An 18413-nucleotide genomic window follows, 5' to 3' on the forward strand; every position below is an offset into this window, starting at 1 on the left:
AATCATGTTTTGAGCGGATATTTAAGCCGTTCGCCCCTGTCTTTGTTGTGGATAAAGCCATCGTAGCGTTGGCAAGCGATGAAGTGGCACAGGCATTTTTGGCTTGGTTGGACAGATTGCAAGAATTGGGGTGTGCCATCGTCTTTAAGACAATCCAAGCCCTACATGACAGCTTGCACTTAATTGAGCAGCAGTGGCTTGGTTCAGCCGAAGCTTATGCACTGCATCAGCATTTATTAGACAGCCATCAAGCTAGGTTATTAGACAGACGAATTAAAAATCGCCTAAGTCTTGCCAAAGATATCCACGCCAGCACCCAAATACGGCTGTATCAGCAGCGTCAAAAATTACAAAGCCGCCTAAGTGATGAGCTTGGCGATCATCTTTTGTTGATGCCAACGGTGGCTCATGTCGCCCCTTTAATTGATGAATTACAAAATGATGATGAGAAATTTGCGATTGTCAATGCCCAAACCTTAAAACTGACGATGATTGGTAGCTTTTTGGATGTGCCGACTATGAATATCCCAATTGCGTTTAACCAAGCTCATCTTGCCATCGGTGCTTCAATGAGTGCCAAACAAGGCTTGGAGACTAAAATTTTGCAGTACGCTGTTTGTATTGAGCATCTAGGTGCTTATGCTCTTAATCCCTAAGTTTGACAAACTTAGATTCACGACCGCCAAGTATTTTTTTACTTTGGTGATTAACACGAACAAAAGGAGTTTTTTTATGGCGAAAGAAATTTTCGTATCGTTTGGCATTGATGTAGATGCTGTTGCAGGTTGGTTGGGTTCATATGGCGGCGAAGATTCGCCTGATGATATTTCTCGAGGATTGTTTGCAGGAGAGGTGGCTACGCCCCGCTTGTTGGACTTATTTGACAAAGAAGGGTTGACGACATCTTGGTTTATTCCGGGACATTCGGTAGAAACCTTCCCCAAGCAGATGCAAATGGTGGCTGATGCAGGGCATGAAATTGGTATTCATGGTTATAGCCATGAAAATCCCATTGCCATGACTCGTGAGCAAGAAGAAGCGGTATTAAATAAATCCTTTGATTTGATTACCAAGCTTGCTGGTAAGGCACCGACAGGCTATGTGGCTCCGTGGTGGGAATTTAGTAATGTTACCAATGAGTTGCTCCTTGCCAAAGGCATCAAGTACGACCACAGCTTAATGCACAATGATTTTACCCCCTACTATGTGCGTGTTGGCGACTCTTGGACGAAGATTGATTATAGTCAGCACCCAGACACTTGGATGAAGCCTTTGGTGCGTGGGCAGGAGACGGATTTGATTGAAGTGCCTGCCAGCTGGTATTTGGACGATTTGCCACCGATGATGTTCATCAAAAAGTCGCCCAATAGTCATGGCTTTGTTAATCCACGTCATATAGAAGAGATGTGGCGTGATCAATTTGACTGGGTCTATGCCAATATGGATTATGCGGTATTTCCAATCACCATCCACCCTGATGTCTCAGGTCGCCCCCAAGTACTTTTGATGTTAGAACGCCTAATCAAGCACTTTAAGGCACACGATGGGGTCAAGTTTGTTACCATGAATGAGATTGCTGATGATTTTGCCAAACGCAATCCACGCCAAAAATAAATCTTAATTCATGTTTCAAAATTCACACTCAAAAAAGAGAGGTTAAAAAGAGAAGTTCAATCGCTTCTCTTTTTTAAAAAACCACCAATACCAATTGATGGGTGCTTGTTACACCAAAAACTAAGCAATCAAAATATCATCCAATGATTTTTATTTTATAAAAAGTGTTATTAAGGTTCAACACGCTAATAATAGGAATTTTTTATGTGTGGTCTTTGTGGTCTGATAGAAGAGCAGACAGATTGGACAAACAGCTTGCGTAAAAAAGAGATGCCACGCCGTCAAGACCGTTACCAACGCTTAAAGCTGCTCAATCAAATCATCGCACCTTATCGCATTAGGGTGTCTGATGTGCATGGCGTGAATTATCTGCTCCAAACCGCCACAGGCAAACAGCAGATTGTCAATGGGCTTGATGAGCTGTGGCTTGCGGTGAAATCGCTGAGCAATCAGTGTTTTGATGTTTTGGACGATACTTATTTAGGGCAATTGCAACAAGCGATGCCAAAGGCTGGTATATGACATTAGCCACTCTCATTCCCGTTCATATTATTACAGGCTTTTTGGGCAGTGGCAAGACCACTTTTATCCAGCAGATTTTAAGCAACAACCAAAACCATCAAACTTTGGTGATGATCAATGAATTTGGCGAGATAGGCTTGGATCATCTGCTTATTGAACCTGTATCGGATAATACTTATCTACTGCCTTCTGGCTGTATGTGCTGCACTGTCTTAACCGACATTAAGCATACGTTGGTAGAGATTTTGCGTGAGCTTAAAACAGGGCAAATGCCTTATTTTGACAAAGTCATCATAGAAACGACAGGGCTTGCCAATCCTGCTGCCATATTAAGCTTATTTAATCATGATGTACATCTTAAAAATCATTTTAGCGTGCATGGTTTGACCACCGTGGTGGACAGCGAGTTTGCTCTGTCACAAGCCCACACCCAGCCTGAGTGGTTGGCACAAATAACCGCCTGCCAGCAGATTGTTTTGAGTAAGACTGACCGCATAGACCACGCCCAATTACCTGCCCTACAAGCGTATTTGAACACATTAAATCCTGATGCAAGCTTTGTGGATAGGGCGATATTGAGTGATGTACACGCCTTATTCGCCAAGGATTTGTCTTTTATTTCATCACTCAACCCAAGATTTTTTCAAGCCGTTGAACAACAAAAACATCAAGCAGTCCAAAGCATCGTCCTAGAATATGACAAGGCAATTGATTGGGCGGTGTTTGGTTTGTGGTTAAGTTTGCTTTTGAATCAATATGGCGAGCATATTTTAAGAATTAAGGGCATGCTCTACTTAGATAATGTGGATCAGCCGATTTTTATCCATGGTGTGCAGCATTGTCTATATCCACCAGAACATCTGTCCAAACCCTTGTGGTCAAAGCAGGTTTCTAAATTGGTATTCATTTGCCGTGGTATTGATTGTCAGCAGATTCGCCATTCGGCTGATACTTTTTTGGGCAGTATTGGCTGTATGAAGATTGCAAGCGCATGATAGTGAGCCTTATGGTTTATCAAGGGTGTTAAACTTTACAATTATCTGTATGGATAACACCATCAGCCTTGATTTTACTAATGATAGGCATAAGCATATTTTTTCGTGTCTTTAATAAGTGTGGTAAAACCTTACCGTTGTATTTGGAGCAGTCATGACCCAAGCTATCCCCCAATTTATCATAGACGCATTCACCGACAGCGTTTTTGGCGGTAATCCTGCGGCAGTGTGTCTTTTGGATACACCCTTGCCTGACGAGACTTTGCAAAACATCGCCAAAGAAAACAATTTATCTGAAACCGCTTACATTCTAAAAAAAGACAACGGCAATTATCATCTGCGTTGGTTTACGCCAACAAGCGAGATTGATTTGTGCGGACACGCCACGCTCGCCAGTGCTTTTGTATTATTCAACTGCGTGGGCGTGGTAGGCGATACGGTCAAATTTGATACGTTAAGCGGAGAGCTTACCGTACAACAAGTGGGTGTCAAACTCAAAATGACTTTTCCTGCCTACACGCTAAAAAATATGGCAATCACAGACGAATTGATTGCCAAAATCAAAAACGCTTTAGGGGATAGCATAGCCCACGCCCTGCAAAGCGTGTATTTGGCGAGAGATTTACTGATTGTGGTTGATGACGAAAAACTTGTGCGTGAATGCACACCTGATTTTGCCAAACTGACCGAATTGGACGGAGCGTTGTGCCATATCACCGCACCATCTCACGGCAAATTTGACTGCGTTTCTAGAAGTTTTGCCCCAAAATTTGGCATTAATGAAGACCCTGTCTGCGGTGCGGGGCATTGCCATATTGTGCCGTTTTGGTCAAAAACGCTTGGCAAAGTGGGCATTACCGCCTATCAAGCGTCCGAACGTGGCGGAATTTTGTACTGCAACGACTTAGGCGAGCGTGTGGAATTGTCTGGGCAAGCGGTAATGTTTGGGCGTGGCAAGATTTATATTGGGGCTAAACTAGATTAAGCTCAAACTCCACACCGTTTTTTAATATTTTAAGCTGATTACAGTTAAGCCATAGTTAAATCCAAACTTTAAGTCTTTGATAAGAAGATGGAAGTTTTCTTATCAATACCGTTGTATTTGCGTCGTGTACGCTTATCCTGCGACTAGAAGTTTTCTTGTGCTTTGATGTGATTAGCTCTGTTTTTTTTATCGGCAAACTTTATTGAATGATTTATCAAAAAGTGTTTAAAACTCACTCACATCTAAGGCATTATACCCCTTGTAGCCATCTGCATAAACAATGCTATCAGGCTTAATTAACGGGATGATAAGCATGAGCATTGTTTGTTTGGCGTCTTTAACAAGTGTCGTAAAACCTTGCTATGATATTTAAAAGACCAAAAATAAGTATCTTGCCATCTGCCCCACCCTTTCACCCCAGTCCTTTAAATAACTTTCATTAAGAGCCACTTATCTTATCAGTTTTTATTTTTAGGCAACCGCCCCATAAATTAGCTGGCAACCCACGAAGAATAACAAACACGCAAAGGCTTTTTTAAGTGTGGTAGCAGGCAGTTTATGAGCAAACTTTGCCCCAACCTTAGCCGTCATAAAACTCATGACACTCACCATCACAAAGGCAGGTAAATGTACAAACCCAACCAAACCTGCCACATTCATATTTTCAACCGCTGAGTGCCCAAACCACATAAACCCTATCGCCCCTGCCAGTGCAATTGGTAAACCACACGCCGAACTTGTGCCGACCGCTTGCTTAATTGGTAAGCCGACATGGGTCAAATACGGCACAGTTAAGCTGCCACCACCAATACCAAACACCGCTGACATCGCACCAATAATCACCCCTGCCATGCCTTGTTCATAATCTTTTGGCAGGGGTCTGTTTTGTACTTGGTTTGCTTTTTTCATGAACATTTTAAGAGACATAGCGATAGCAAAAACCCCAATAATGCCTTGCAGATAATCCCCTTTAATTAAGGTTGCCACCCACGCCCCAAATAAACTACCAAGCACCAAACCCTTGGCAATGTTCTTAAAAATATCCCACCGCACACCGCCTTTTTTATGATGAGCACTCAAGGAGCTAATAGATGTGATGATGATGGTTGCCAATGCCGTTCCTACCGCCACATGTGGTACAATCTCACTTGGCATACCATACGCCAAAAAAATCCACACCAAGGCTGGCACGATAATCAAGCCACCGCCCACACCGAACAAGCCTGCACACAAGCCCGCCACTATCCCTGCTGCCATAAACCACACATACATCATTGATTTTTCTCATCGGTATCAAAATATGCTATTATAGCCCAATTTTTGCTAAAAAAGACAGCAATGACCAATCAAATCACCACAGAATGTCAGCAGATTATCGCTCACAGACATCGTCATTTTGACATCGTAGGTAGTACCAATACCCAGCTAATGACAGACATCTCCACAGGCAAGCTACCCTACACATATACCCTTTTATATACCGCCAACACACAAAATGCTGGGCGTGGACAGCATGGACGCACTTGGGAAAGTGGCACTGATAACGTCTTTTTGTCGCTGTATACGCCCATCACCTACTACTCAGACAGTATAGGTCTAGATAAGCTTTCAGGGCTGCTATCCTTACTGGTTGGGCTACATTTATTAGATATACCAATCATCGCAAGCCTTAACGCTAAGCGGCACGCCCAAAAGCAGCCCACAATAGGCATAAAGTGGGCGAATGACTTAGGTTTTTATGATGAAATTGCACAAACGTTTTTTAAATTATCGGGTATTTTAATTGAGCCTGTGTTTTTTAAGTTGCAAGGTCAATCGCAGTTGGTGGGCGTTATTATAGGCGTTGGTATGAATGTCAAAAACACTCCTGTGATTAAAGATAAGCTATACCAAGCGATTAGCTTACACAACTTAAGTGAAGATACGCCATCTGCACAGGCATTATACTTGCCGATAACCCAAGCAATACTGCAAGCCATCTTACACCATAACACGCTTAGCCATACTCAGAACACGGCTATTATTAGTCAATTCATCACGCAGTTTAATACGCATCATGTGCTAACTGGTCAATCAGTACAGATTTTCCCCCAAAACAACAAAGAGCAAATCACCCATCAAGGCAAATGCCTTGGTATTGATTTAAATGGAGCTTTACTTGTGCAGTGCGATAAAACAGACACCATTCAAGCAGTTTTTGCTGGCACAGCCCAAATTACCCCTTATGCAGATAAATCATCAACCACACCACCTTATACGGATGTAATAACATGACAAAACTTTGGCTTGATCTTGGCAATACTCGCCTAAAATACTGGCTAAGCGAAAATGGCATCATCAAAAACCACGACGCCCAATTACACTTGCAGGCACCTGCCGAGCTTTTGATGGGGTTGTCAGATACGTTCATCCGCCTACAACCGACGTTTATCGGTATATCATCTGTTTTAGGCGATAAGATTAATGCCAAAGTACTGGCGACGCTTGACATCATGGGTATTCGTTATGAATTTGCCAAAGTGCATCAAAGCCACCCACTCATTCAAAGCCATTACCACCCAGATCAGCTTGGTGTGGATCGCTGGCTACAGATGCTTGGGGTTGTAGATTGCTCAAAGCACCAATGTATTATCGGCTGTGGCACTGCTATGACGATTGATATTATTGAAAAAGGCGTACATCTGGGCGGATACATTTTCCCTAACGCCCGCCTACAACGAGAATCACTATTTGTAGGTACAAAACAAATTGGACAGTTTAGCCATATGGATAGCTATGGCGGTGTCCAGCCTGCGACACGGACGGTTGATGCGGTTAATCACGGCATTTTATTATCAATTATTGGAGCAATTCACGAAGTCATGACAAGCCACCCAAACCATGAATTTATCATGACAGGTGGCGATGCTCCACACATCGCACAGCATCTAAATAAAAAAGTAACTATTCGCCAAGACTTGGTGTTAGAAGGGTTGCAACGATACTTTAATCAAGCAGACAGCCACTAATATGTAGGCAGTTACCTAATCATTACATAAGAAAAATAAAATAACTGACAGCATATCATAATCATCATCACCCAGACCGCCGAGCGTAGCAGCGCCAAGTTAAACGCATAACACACTGCATAAACAAACCGCAATACCACATAACAGCAAGCACAAAAGTTAATGATATTCTGGGGAACAAAGCAGTACATACCAAGTAATACTGCTGCTAAGAAGATGGGTAATCCTTCAAAACTGTTTTGTTGAGCGGCATTTAACCGAGCAGTCATTCCTGTTGCTTTGGCAAAAAATTCACGAGGATTGGCATTGTCTGCACTCTTAAAATTCCCCGCCATCTTAGCAATTAAGGCAAATAGCAAAGGCTGCAGGCAAGCAATTGCCACCAAAATGACGATGATTGATAGTTGATGAGGGAAGTTAGAAACAATCGCACTCATAATTAGCCTTCAATAATCTTAAAATCATGTGTGATGTTAATGCCGCCTGCCGCCAACATTTTTGAGGCTGAACAGTACTTGGTTGCTGACAGTTCAATGGCTTTTGCCACTTGGCTTTCTTTGATATCTTTGCCCGTAACCACAAAATGTAAATGAATATCTGTAAAGACTGCAGGGATAGCGTCTGCACGTTTTGCAAAAACTTCACAGCGAACATCGCTGATGGCTTGGCGAGCCTTTTGTAAAATACTTACCACATCATAGCTTGCACAGCCACCCACACCCATTAGTAATAACTCCATCGGCTTAGCACCTAACTTCAGCTCAGAATCTAGTATTACACTATGCCCTGAGTCGTTTTTTGCTTCAAAGTTAATGGCGTCGTTTTTAAGCCAAGTCACAGTTGCGTTCATATCAGACATGATTTTTTCCTTATAAAATAAGAGCGTATTGATAATTCATCACATAAATGGTGGTAAATTAACGTGTATTGATAATTTATTTTTAATTAAAAATATCTACTTTTGGGTGAAAAACAGTTAAACTTACCATTTTTGGTCAAAGTTTTTATGTTCATAAAAGCTTATGTGCAATGAGTATTTGATAAACCTTACTTAAAGCTAATTGCATTTATCTTAATTTTTTCAAATGAAATGTGGGCATAGCTTAATTTAATACAGTTTATCATATCAACCATTTTATCATAAAAATTGCCCAACAATGACAGACAACCCAAAACAAAAACCGCCAAATCATACGATTGGCGGTTTTTATGGCGACTAATTACTTGGTATACAGATCACGTACAACTTTCGTCATCTTAACCATGTTATCCAAAGCAGAGATAGTCTCTTCCCAGTTACGAGTTTTTAGACCACAATCTGGATTTACCCATAGACGCTCAACAGGAATGTATTTGGCTGCTTCATCAATCACCACCTGCATATTCTCAGCACTTGGGGTGCGTGGCGAGTGAATGTCGTACACACCAGGCCCGATTGCGTTATGGTAGCCTTCGCCTTTAAAGGCGTCTAGTAGCTGCAAGCCAGAGCGAGAAGTTTCAATGGTAATTACGTCCGCATCCATCGCACTGATATGCTCTAAGCAGTCATGGAAGCTTGAATAACACATGTGCGTATGAATCTGAGTATCTTCATTAGCGATGCTGCACGAATGCTTAAATGTCGCCACCGCTTCATCCCAATAGTGAGCTTGATCGGCTTGTTTTAGTGGCAGACCTTCACGGAATGCAGGCTCGTCAATCTGGATAATTCCAATACCAGCGTCTTGCAGATCACGCACTTCTTCGTTAATCGCATCGGCAATTTGTAGGCGAAGAATATCACGAGTCGCTGTATCACTTGGTGCAAATGACCAGTTTAAAATAGTCACAGGACCAGTTAACATACCTTTCATCGGCTTATCAGTCAAGCCTTGGGCATACACTGTCCAATCCACAGTCATCGCATTTGGACGGCTAATGTCGCCTACTACGATTGGTGGACGTACACAGCGGGTGCCATAGCTTTGTACCCAGCCGTTTGACGCAAGCCAAAAACCTTTCATGTACTTGGCAAAGTACTCAACCATGTCGGTACGTTCTGCTTCACCGTGAACGAAAACATCAATACCAAGCTTTTCTTGCTCATCGCATGCTTTTTGGATTTCAGCTTTCATTGCATTTTCATAAGTTTCATCATTAATAACGCCTTTATTCCAGTCAGCACGTGCCTTACGGATTTCAGGAGTTTGTGGGAATGAACCGATGGTAGTTGTTGGGAATAGTGGCAAGTTAAAACGCTCTTGCTGCTTAGCGTAACGATCTTTAAACACGCCTGTACGAGTTTTTGCACTGTCAGCTAACGGTGTTAGGTCAATCTTAGTAGCGTTCTTATCCGCTTTAGCATCGCCTGTGGCAAGCTTAGCACATAGTGTAACTTCAGCAAGCTTTTGTTTAGCAAAAGCAAGTTTACCATTTAGCTCACTTGGTACGTTTTCATGGCTTAGGTCAACTGGTAAATGCAATAATGAAGAGCCGCTACCTACCCATAGACGCTCGCCTAGACGTTCATAAGCACCGCCTAAAATTTCGCTGGCTTGTACTTGGTCAGTCGTCCATACGCTACGGCCATCAACCACGCCTATAGATAGCACTTTATGCGTTGGTAAGTGATCGATAACTTGGGTAACGTACTGTTTTGGTGACTTAGCACGTGTGATGTCGATATGAATGCCACTTACTGGCAAGTTACAAGCCACGTTGCAGTTATTGCCTAGCGTATCAAAGTAGCTTGCTACGATAAGTTTTGGTGGAGTGCGTTGTAAGCCGTTATATGCACGTTCAAAGGCTTGTTGCCATTCGCTAGATAGGTCAAGCGATAAAATCGGCTCGTCAATCTGAACCCATTCCACGCCACGCTCACCAAGCTGTGCTAGTAGGTCTGCATAGACAGGCAGCAGCTTGTCAAGCAATGCGATTTTAGTAGCGTCATCGCCTGCCGCATCTTCATTGTGCGTTGTGCCACAGCCACAGCAACTGCCGTTTTGGCTAGCGGCTTTTAGGCTTGATAGATAAAGGAAAGTCAAAGGACCAACCAAAACCACTTTTAGGGCTTTTTCTACACCATTTTTAGCGATGATTGCTTTGGCGTCATCTACTTGCTTGAACACTTGAGTAAAGTCAGTGTTTTTAAACTCTTGATCAGCGGTTAGTTCTGGCACTAGATAGTGATAGTTGGTATCAAACCATTTGGTCATTTGCCAAGCTGGCGTATCTTCAAACTGATTGGTGCAATCACGACCACGAGCAAAATAAAACTGGCGATCAAAAGTGTCTAGACTTTCACTGCCTGCAAAACGCTTTGGCACAACGCCAAAAGATACCGCTTGGGTTAGCACAAGATCATAGTGTGCAAAATCACCTGTTGTGATGATTGATAGATCTGCGTCGATTTGGTTTTGGATATTGGTATCAAAAACCGCTTGCAATGCAGCTAAAGTTTCATCTTTAGTGGCTTTACCTTTCCAGTATTTTTCAAGGGCAAATTTAGTTTGACGCTTATCGCCAATACGTGGATAACCTAGAATATGAGATTGTACAGTCATGTTATCTACCTTATTTATGGGTTGAAAGTTACAAATATTGTCATAAATGATGAAAGTTCATCAAAACCAATATTGATGGCGTGTATATTAACACAGCTTAATGATGAATAAAAATCAAGTTTTTCATTTTAAAATGAAAAATTTTTCATTTAATGGCATTTATGCTATAATCATGCCATCTTTTTTTTATGATACCACCAAAGACTGTATCCCATGCTTGAACTTCGTCACTTACTGATGCTTCAGACCTTATCACGCTTAGGTTCGCTTGCCACTACTGCCGATGAGCTAAACTTAACAGCTTCTGCCATCAGCCATCAGCTCAAAGAGCTTGAAAATCATTACGACATTACGCTTGTCAATCGTCGCACTCGGCCCGTTACTTTCACGCCTGCAGGCGAGCTTGTATTGCAGCTTGCTGATAACATTCTACCTTTAGTAGCTCGCACCAAGGCAGACATCCGACGGCTGGCACACGGTCAAGCAGGACGGCTTAGATTGGCAAGTGAATGCCACAGCTGCTTTGATTGGCTTATGCCAATTTTAAATGCCTATCGCAAAGCCTACAGCGATGTGGAGCTTGATTTTAGCACAGGCTTTGAACCAGATCCGCACCAAATGCTGATTGATGGCGATATTGATCTACTAATTACCGCAAGCAATATCCCAATAAATGGCGTGCATTATCTACCCTTATTCACCTATGAAAGTAGGCTTGTTGTATCGCCTGCACACGCCTTAGCAGCTCAAAGCATCATCACGCCTAAAGACCTTGAAAACCAAACACTTATCGCCTATCCTGTGGAGCAAAAACGACTTGACATCATCGCAAAATTCTTAGAGCCTGCAAACATTACCCCAAAAAGCATCCGCACAACAGAGCTTACCGCCATGCTCATTCAGCTTGTTGCAAGCGATCGTGGCGTGGCAGCCCTACCTGACTGGGTGGCAAAAGAATATGAAAAAAAAGGCTGGATCGTCTCTCGCACCTTAGGTGCTGGCGTACACTGTCAGCTGTATGCCGCTGTTCGTAAAAGCAGCTTGAATATAGCATATGTTCAAGGATTTTTAAGTCTATTAGATGGCATTACCAAGCCTGACTTTTAAAATTGCTCAAGCAAATGATGTGAATTTCAAGTGGTGTGAATTTTATGAAGTATTTTATAAAGTTCAATGAATAGTATTACAGATGGATATAGGTGCGAGCCACCATAAATCCCAATGCCACTGCCAGTAGTGTAAGAGCCACATGTATCATGACTAAGCCTAAGCCATAAAGCCATTTGTGACTTAGTAGTAGCGAAAATACTTCTACGCTAAAGGTACTAAAAGTAGTCAATCCGCCCAATAACCCTGTCATTATAAATACTTTAACAGTCTCAGATAGTTTTACGTCTTGTAAGACACCGAGCACCACGGCTGCCAATAGCCCACCTAGTACGTTTGAGATAAGCGTACCTAGTGGCAGCCATGTTATCGTATGCCGAAAGCAGCCATTTAATGTAGAAAGACAAAGCCTTAAGCAAGCCCCAAGACCTGCACCGATAAAGGCTGCGATGTACTGCTTAATCATCATGTGGCAAATTAACTTTGCCATTCATATCAGGTAGTGTGACATGAATGGCAAGCATTTAACAGTAGGTGTCTATTTTAGCAGTAGTGCGTTGACACGCTTTAAGTACCCTGCAGGATCTTCAAGCTGTCCACCATCTGCCAATACCGCCTGATCAAACACCACCTGAGCTAAATCATCAAATTGCTCAGAAGTTTCTAGTTTTTGAATCAAGGGGTGATTAGGATTTATTTCCAAAATCGGCTTCACATCAGGGACTGCTTGACCCATTGCTTTTAGCATTTGAGCCATTTGTGGTGTAAGCTCACCATCACCCACCACAAGACACGCAGGACTATCCACCAAACGATTTGACACCTTCACATCTTTGGCTTTTTTACTTAGGGTGTCTTTTAGCTTATCAATCACAGGCTTTAGATTCTCTTGTGCTTGCTTTGCCTCTTGTTTTTCAGCTTCATCGGTTAAGTCGCCTAAATCTACCGCACCTTTAGCAATGTTCTGTAATGGTGTGCCGTCAAACTCGGTCAAAAAGTTCATCGCCCATTCATCGACACGGCTTGTCATTAGTATAACTTCGATGCCTTTTTTATTAAACAGCTCAAGTTGCGGACTGTTTTTAGCGGCTGCTAAATTATCGGCTGTCAAATAATAAATCGCTTTTTGACCCTCTTTCATGCGTGCTTTATAATCTGCAAAGCCTGTGGTTAAGCCATCTGTCGTGCTGGTGTGATAACGCAGTAGCTTGGCGATGCGTTCTTGATTAGACGGATCTTCACCCAACCCCTCTTTAATGACGTCGCCAAATTCAGCATAAAACTGAGCAAATTTTTCTTGCTTATCGCCATCTTCAGAATTTGCCAAGCTTGCCAAAAGCGTTAAAATACGGCGAGCATTACCATCACGAATCGCCTTAACATCACGGCTTTCTTGTAGAATTTCACGGCTGACATTTAGTGGCAAATCAGCTGAATCAATCACGCCTTTGACAAATCGTAAGTACATTGGTAAAAGCTGCTCAGCATCATCCATGATAAACACCCGCTTAACGTACAGCTTTAGACCACGTTGGTGTTCACGAGCATATAAGTCAAATGGAGCGGTTTTTGGGATATACAATAGCTGGGTGTACTGCACACGCCCTTCTACACGGTTATGTGTATATGTCAGCGGCTCGTTAAAGTCATAACTCACTGTTTTATAAAATTCATGATACTCTTTTTCATCGATGTCGCTTGGGCTTCTTGTCCATAAAGCAGACGCCTTATTAATAGTTTCCCATTCATCGGTAGTGACGTACTGACCGCTTGGGGGAGTATCATCGCCATCTGCTTGCTCTTCTTGTTGCCAGACTTGCTTGTGCATCTGAATGGGTAAGCTAATGTGGTCTGAGTACTTATTAACCAGCGACTTAACTTTAGAGCGATCTAGGTAGTTTGTCTCACCTTCGCCTGAGAATTCGTCTTTTAGGTGAAGAATAATGGTCGTGCCATGCTTTGGCTTATCCATGTGTTCGGTAGTGAATTTTCCTGTGCCGTCAGACACCCAGCGTACGCCTTTATCGCTTGGCTCGCCTGCTTTTCGTGTTTCAACCGTAATGCTGTCTGCGACAATAAAACCAGAATAAAAGCCCACGCCAAACTGACCGATAAGATTACCGTCTTTTTTATCGCTTTCAGATAGATTATCCAAAAACGCTTTTGTGCCAGATTTAGCAATCGTACCAAGATTTTCAATAACGTCTGACTCATTCATGCCGATGCCGTTATCGCTGATGGTAAGTGTCTTTGCTGCGTCGTCCATTTCAATCTTAATGGCAAGCTCGCTATCGCCTTCATATAAGCTATCATCGCCTGTCGCCAAAAAGCGTAATTTATCACAAGCATCTGACGCATTCGACACAAGCTCACGCACAAAAATATCAGGGTTTGAGTACAAAGAATGCGTTACCAAGTGAAGCAAACGCTCTACTTCTGTCTCAAAATGATGAGTGGTTGGGTTACTCATAGATATTCTCCGTTTATTAAATTTATGAAAGATAATTTATGGTTATTGCTAAATTTTTCAAGTTTTAGCAAGATTAATTTAACGCCCGCTTATTGGCATAATTTTTAACAACACTTTTGCCCTTAGGTATTCACACATATTTTGATAAGCTAAAAGATGTGTTATTTTGCGGTATTAGCAAATAGATATTGAGCAAATAAGTGCCTATCGGTTAGTGCTTGACATCAAATGACATCAATTTGTGCCATAGCTACGCTCAAATGATAAAATCATATTCATCTATCCTAAACAATAAAAGAAAATATGAACACCAAATCAAGCTATACTTGCCATCATCTGCATGACCTATTTAACTCAATCGCATCAGAATGCTTATAAATCATGTACATAAATGGTACTATTTTTTAAATAAATGATTAAACAACGGCCATCATTGAAAATGAATGGTTTTTCATCCATTAAAAGTGTTAAAATAACAAGTGCTAACTAATGGACTAAAGCAAATGCCCGCATGATGAATGACCGCTTTGCACTTAATGTTCAAAGCAAATTCACCACCATTTCTTAAATAAATTGGAGTTATTCTATGAGTAAATCAACCATCATCTATACCTATACAGACGAAGCACCCGCCCTAGCGACTCACTCGCTACTGCCAATCATTCAAGCCTTTACCAAAAGTTCAGACATCGATTTTGTAACCAGTGACATCTCATTATCTGCTCGTATTTTGGCACAGTTTCCAGAGTTTTTGACAGCAGAACAGCGAAAGCCTGACGCTCTAGCAGAGCTTGGTGAGCTTGTAAAAACCCCAGAAGCGAACGTTATTAAACTACCTAACATCTCAGCTTCTGTTCCTCAGCTGCTCGCCACTATTAAAGAACTACAATCCAGCGGCTATAACATTCCAGATTACCCTGCAAACCCAACCACAGCCGAAGAAAAAGACATTCAAGCACGCTATGACCGTGTTAAAGGTTCTGCAGTAAACCCTGTGCTGCGTGAAGGCAACTCTGACCGCCGTGCTCCAAAAGCGGTAAAAAACTTTGCCAAAAAATTCCCGCACTCAATGGGCGAGTGGGATGCAAACAGCAAAACACACGTCGCTACTATGGATAGCCAAGATTTCTTTCATAACGAAAAATCTGTGACTGTGCCTAATGCCACTACTGTTGACATCGTTTTTACCGACAAAAATGGCAATAAAACCAACCTAAGACAGCCACTAGCTCTTAAAGCAGGGGAAATCATTGATGCTACTGTGCTTAGCAAAAAGGCCTTGGTTGACTTTTTAACCAAAGAAATCCAAGACGCTAAAGACAAAGGCGTACTATTTAGTCTACACATGAAAGCTACCATGATGAAAGTATCAGACCCTATCATCTTTGGTCATGCAGTAAAAGCCTTCTTTGCACCTGTGTTTGAACAATATGGTGAACAACTGGCAAATGCAGGTGTCAATGTCAATAACGGCCTAGGCAATCTGTTTGCTAACTTAGATAAGCTTGATGAGCCAACTCGCACCGACGTTGAGACACTAATCGCTCAGTGCTATGAGAACGGTCCTGATATCGCCATGGTGGATAGTGATAAAGGCATTACCAACTTGCACGTTCCAAGCGACGTTATTATCGACGCTTCTATTCCTGCGATGATTCGCTCTTCTGGTCGTATGTGGAACAAGCATGGCGAGCTTCAAGACACCAAAATCACTATTCCTGACAGCACTTATGCAGGTCTATATCAGGCAGTTGTTGATTTTTGTAAAGAGCATGGTGCGTTTAATCCTACCACCATGGGTACCGTACCAAACGTTGGCTTAATGGCCCAAAAAGCAGAAGAGTACGGCTCACACGATAAGACTTTTGAAATCCCAGCAGATGGTAAAGTTGAAGTTATCGATGAAACAGGTCATGTACTGCTTAGCCATAACGTAGAAGCAGGCGATATTTGGCGTGCGTGCCAGACCAAAGACGCCCCGATTAAAGACTGGATTCAGCTTGCGGTAAACCGTTCACGCCTAAGTGGTATGCCTGCTGTATTTTGGCTAGATGAGAATCGTGCACACGATGCACAGCTTATTAAGAAAATCCATGCTGAGCTTGCAACACTAGACACAAAAGGGCTAGAAATTCACATTTTACCACTGGCAGAAGCTGCAAAATTCACACTCACTCGCCTAAAAAATGGTGAAGACACCATCAGCGTCACAGGTAACGTCATGCGTGACTACCTAACCGACTTATTCCCAATCTTAGAGCTTGGCACGTCTGCTAAGATGCTGTCAATCGTTCCGCTTATGAATGGTGGTGGTATGTTTGAGACGGGTGCTGGCGGTTCTGCACCAAAGCATGTTCAGCAGTTTAATAACGAAAACCACTTACGCTGGGACAGCTTGGGTGAATTTTTAGCCTTGGCTGTGTCGCTTGAGCATACTGCCCAAAAAACAGGCAATGCCAAAGCTCAGGTATTGGCAGATGCATTAGATAAAGCCACCGAAACGCTACTGCTAAACGACAAGTCACCAAAACGTAAAGCAGGCGAGCTTGACAACCGTGGTAGCCACTACTATTTGGCACTATATTGGGCAAAAGAGTTGGCAGCCCAAACGACTGACCTAGATCTTGCAGCAAAATTTGCACCAGTTGCCGATGCTCTTGCTCAAAATGAAGAGACCATCGTAGCTGAGCTAAATGACGTCCAAGGCAAGCCTGTAGATGTACATGGCTACTATGCTGCTGATCGTAGCTTAATTGATGCGGCAATGCGTCCAAGTAATACGCTAAACCAAATCATCTCAGCACTATAACCTACCCCAATAAGACAATCACCGCCAATAAGTGGCGGTGATTTTTTTATGGGTGCGAATTTAGATTGGCAATTTTATAAACAAAACGACCGTGTAGGCTTAGTGTATGCCTAACACCTATTACTTAAGACGATTTTTTTTAGCTTGACAAATAAGGCTTAACAAGGCTTGCCATCATCTGGATATGGTCAGCATTGTCATTTAAAGCAGGGATATAAGCATAAGATTTACCACCTGCTTTTAGGTAGTTGTCACGATTTTCTACCGCCAGTTCTTCTAGCGTCTCTAAGCAGTCTGCTGAGAATGCAGGGCTGATAACCTGCACAGATAGACCTAATTTCCCCCATTCGCCCAAAAGCTCATCGGTATAAGGCTTAACCCACTCTTGGGCACCAAAGCGAGATTGGAAGCTTACCGCCCATTCATCTTTTGCCATGCCAAGCTTATCTGCCAAAAGCTGTGCGGTAATACGGCACTGTTCAGGGTACGGATCTCCTTTATCTGCATAGGGCTTAGGAATGCCATGAAAACTCATCAAAAGCTTATCGGCACGTCCATGCGTTGCCCAGTACGCCTGCACACTTCGTGCTAAGGCATCAATATATAAAGGATAGTCGTGATAGTCTTTAATTAATGTTAAAGCAGGCATGTTGCGATGCGACATACAATATGCCATAACCTTATCAAATGCGGCAGCTGTTGAAGTGGCTGAGTATTGTGGGTACAGTGGCAATATGATAAATCTATCATAATCTCCTTGCTGTAACTGTGCCAAAACTTGCTTAACATTTGGCTTGCCATAAGTGGTAGCAGGAACAACCAAAATATCAGGCAATAGTGCTTGAAGTTGCTTGGCTTGGCTTTTTAAGATTGCCAAAAGCGGTGAACCTTGTGGTGTCCAAATACTCTGATAAGCGTGGGCAACACGGCGTGGGCGTGTACTTAGCACAAACACATTTAAAATGATTTGCCAGATGAGTTTAGGTATTTCAATAACTCGACTGTCTGACAAAAATTCTCTTAAATACTCACGCACACTTGCTGTTGTCGGCTCGCTTGGCGTTCCTAGATTCATTAAAATGACGGCGGTTTTTTGATTAAGATGGTTCATAACTGCTGATTAAGGATGATTAAACTGCGTTAGTTTAACATTTTTAGGGCTTTTTTGCTCAGATTCTGTACTTAACTTGCCAAGCGGTGCTTTTAGCCTTAAAATAACCCATAAAATGATAGGTGAAACTACACAGACTTAGATTATTTACTTTGGTCGGTCACTAACATAAGTGACATATTTTATCGCCTACAAAATAATGGGTAGTAAACTAGCCCCCTACTTAAAAATAAACCACTAGCTTTTATAT

At 42.4% G+C, this 18413-nt stretch carries 16 protein-coding genes and 1 pseudogene; 9 read left to right on the forward strand and 8 right to left on the reverse strand.

Features of this window, described 5'->3' with window-relative positions; genetic code table 11:
- Positions 1-47 precede the first annotated feature (47 nt).
- From LU293_RS02790 to LU293_RS02810, 5 genes are all read left to right on the forward strand, one after another.
- Complete coding sequence (locus LU293_RS02790; protein ID WP_242748476.1) at positions 48-656, forward strand: amidase family protein; 609 nt, start codon at positions 48-50, stop codon at positions 654-656.
- Between the two features lie 76 nt (positions 657-732).
- On the forward strand, positions 733-1614 hold the full coding sequence (locus LU293_RS02795; protein WP_242748478.1) for a polysaccharide deacetylase family protein: 882 nt from the start codon (positions 733-735) through the stop codon (positions 1612-1614).
- A gap of 204 nt (positions 1615-1818) precedes the next feature.
- A complete protein-coding gene (locus tag LU293_RS02800; RefSeq protein ID WP_242748480.1) occupies positions 1819-2136 on the forward strand; it encodes a hypothetical protein in 318 nt (105 codons plus the stop codon).
- On the forward strand, positions 2133-3131 hold the full coding sequence (locus LU293_RS02805) for a CobW family GTP-binding protein (RefSeq protein WP_242748482.1): 999 nt from the start codon (positions 2133-2135) through the stop codon (positions 3129-3131). The genes LU293_RS02800 and LU293_RS02805 overlap by 4 nt, the downstream gene beginning before the upstream one ends.
- 154 nt (positions 3132-3285) lie before the next feature.
- Positions 3286-4116 (forward strand): PhzF family protein, encoded by an 831-nt coding sequence (locus tag LU293_RS02810; RefSeq protein WP_242748484.1) that lies wholly within the window; start codon positions 3286-3288, stop codon positions 4114-4116.
- A 21-nt stretch (positions 4117-4137) separates the two neighbouring features.
- Here the strand turns inward: LU293_RS02810 and LU293_RS09895 are convergent.
- Positions 4138-4522 (reverse strand): annotated as a pseudogene (locus tag LU293_RS09895) (transposase); the annotation flags it as partial.
- Between the two features lie 65 nt (positions 4523-4587).
- The gene (locus tag LU293_RS02815; RefSeq protein WP_242748486.1) at positions 4588-5391 is read right to left on the reverse strand and encodes a sulfite exporter TauE/SafE family protein; all 804 of its coding nucleotides are present in this window, start codon (positions 5389-5391) and stop codon (positions 4588-4590) included.
- A 63-nt stretch (positions 5392-5454) separates the two neighbouring features.
- On the opposite strand from LU293_RS02815, the gene LU293_RS02820 reads away from it, so the two are divergent.
- Together LU293_RS02820 and LU293_RS02825 are read left to right on the forward strand one after the other, a co-directional pair.
- A complete protein-coding gene (locus LU293_RS02820; protein WP_242748489.1) occupies positions 5455-6390 on the forward strand; it encodes a biotin--[acetyl-CoA-carboxylase] ligase in 936 nt (311 codons plus the stop codon).
- Complete coding sequence (locus LU293_RS02825; protein WP_242748491.1) at positions 6387-7124, forward strand: type III pantothenate kinase; 738 nt, start codon at positions 6387-6389, stop codon at positions 7122-7124. The genes LU293_RS02820 and LU293_RS02825 overlap by 4 nt, the downstream gene beginning before the upstream one ends.
- An 11-nt stretch (positions 7125-7135) precedes the next feature.
- Here the strand turns inward: LU293_RS02825 and LU293_RS02830 are convergent, their stop codons facing one another.
- The 3 genes from LU293_RS02830 to metE form a co-directional block, all read right to left on the reverse strand.
- On the reverse strand, positions 7136-7561 hold the full coding sequence (locus LU293_RS02830) for an MAPEG family protein (protein WP_242748493.1): 426 nt from the start codon (positions 7559-7561) through the stop codon (positions 7136-7138).
- 2 nt (positions 7562-7563) lie between these two features.
- Positions 7564-7974, reverse strand: a complete 411-nt coding sequence (locus LU293_RS02835) for an OsmC family protein (RefSeq protein ID WP_242749633.1) — start codon at positions 7972-7974, stop codon at positions 7564-7566.
- 370 nt (positions 7975-8344) lie between these two features.
- Positions 8345-10666 (reverse strand): 5-methyltetrahydropteroyltriglutamate--homocysteine S-methyltransferase, encoded by a 2322-nt coding sequence (metE, locus tag LU293_RS02840; RefSeq protein ID WP_242748495.1) that lies wholly within the window; start codon positions 10664-10666, stop codon positions 8345-8347.
- Positions 10667-10879: 213 nt separating this feature from the next.
- On the opposite strand from metE, the gene LU293_RS02845 reads away from it, so the two are divergent.
- Positions 10880-11773 carry a LysR family transcriptional regulator gene (locus LU293_RS02845; RefSeq protein ID WP_242748497.1) on the forward strand — a complete coding sequence of 298 codons (894 nt, stop codon included), beginning with the start codon at positions 10880-10882 and terminating at the stop codon, positions 11771-11773.
- A gap of 76 nt (positions 11774-11849) precedes the next feature.
- Here the strand turns inward: LU293_RS02845 and LU293_RS02850 are convergent, their stop codons facing one another.
- Positions 11850-12263 (reverse strand): fluoride efflux transporter FluC, encoded by a 414-nt coding sequence (locus LU293_RS02850; RefSeq protein WP_242748499.1) that lies wholly within the window; start codon positions 12261-12263, stop codon positions 11850-11852.
- A 48-nt stretch (positions 12264-12311) separates the two neighbouring features.
- Entirely contained in the window at positions 12312-14243 is a 1932-nt protein-coding gene (htpG, locus tag LU293_RS02855; RefSeq protein WP_242748501.1) for a molecular chaperone HtpG, read from the reverse strand.
- Positions 14244-14829: 586 nt separating this feature from the next.
- Between htpG and LU293_RS02860 the strand changes: the two genes are divergently transcribed.
- Positions 14830-17052, forward strand: a complete 2223-nt coding sequence (locus LU293_RS02860) for an NADP-dependent isocitrate dehydrogenase (RefSeq protein WP_242748503.1) — start codon at positions 14830-14832, stop codon at positions 17050-17052.
- A gap of 139 nt (positions 17053-17191) precedes the next feature.
- Here LU293_RS02860 and hemH read toward each other — a convergent pair whose 3' ends face one another.
- Positions 17192-18163, reverse strand: coding sequence for a ferrochelatase (hemH, locus tag LU293_RS02865; RefSeq protein WP_242748505.1), 972 nt, complete (start codon positions 18161-18163; stop codon positions 17192-17194).
- Positions 18164-18413 lie beyond the last annotated feature (250 nt).

It is taken from the genome of Moraxella nasovis (assembly GCF_022701215.1).
Classification (GTDB): Bacteria; Pseudomonadota; Gammaproteobacteria; order Pseudomonadales; family Moraxellaceae; genus Moraxella; species Moraxella nasovis.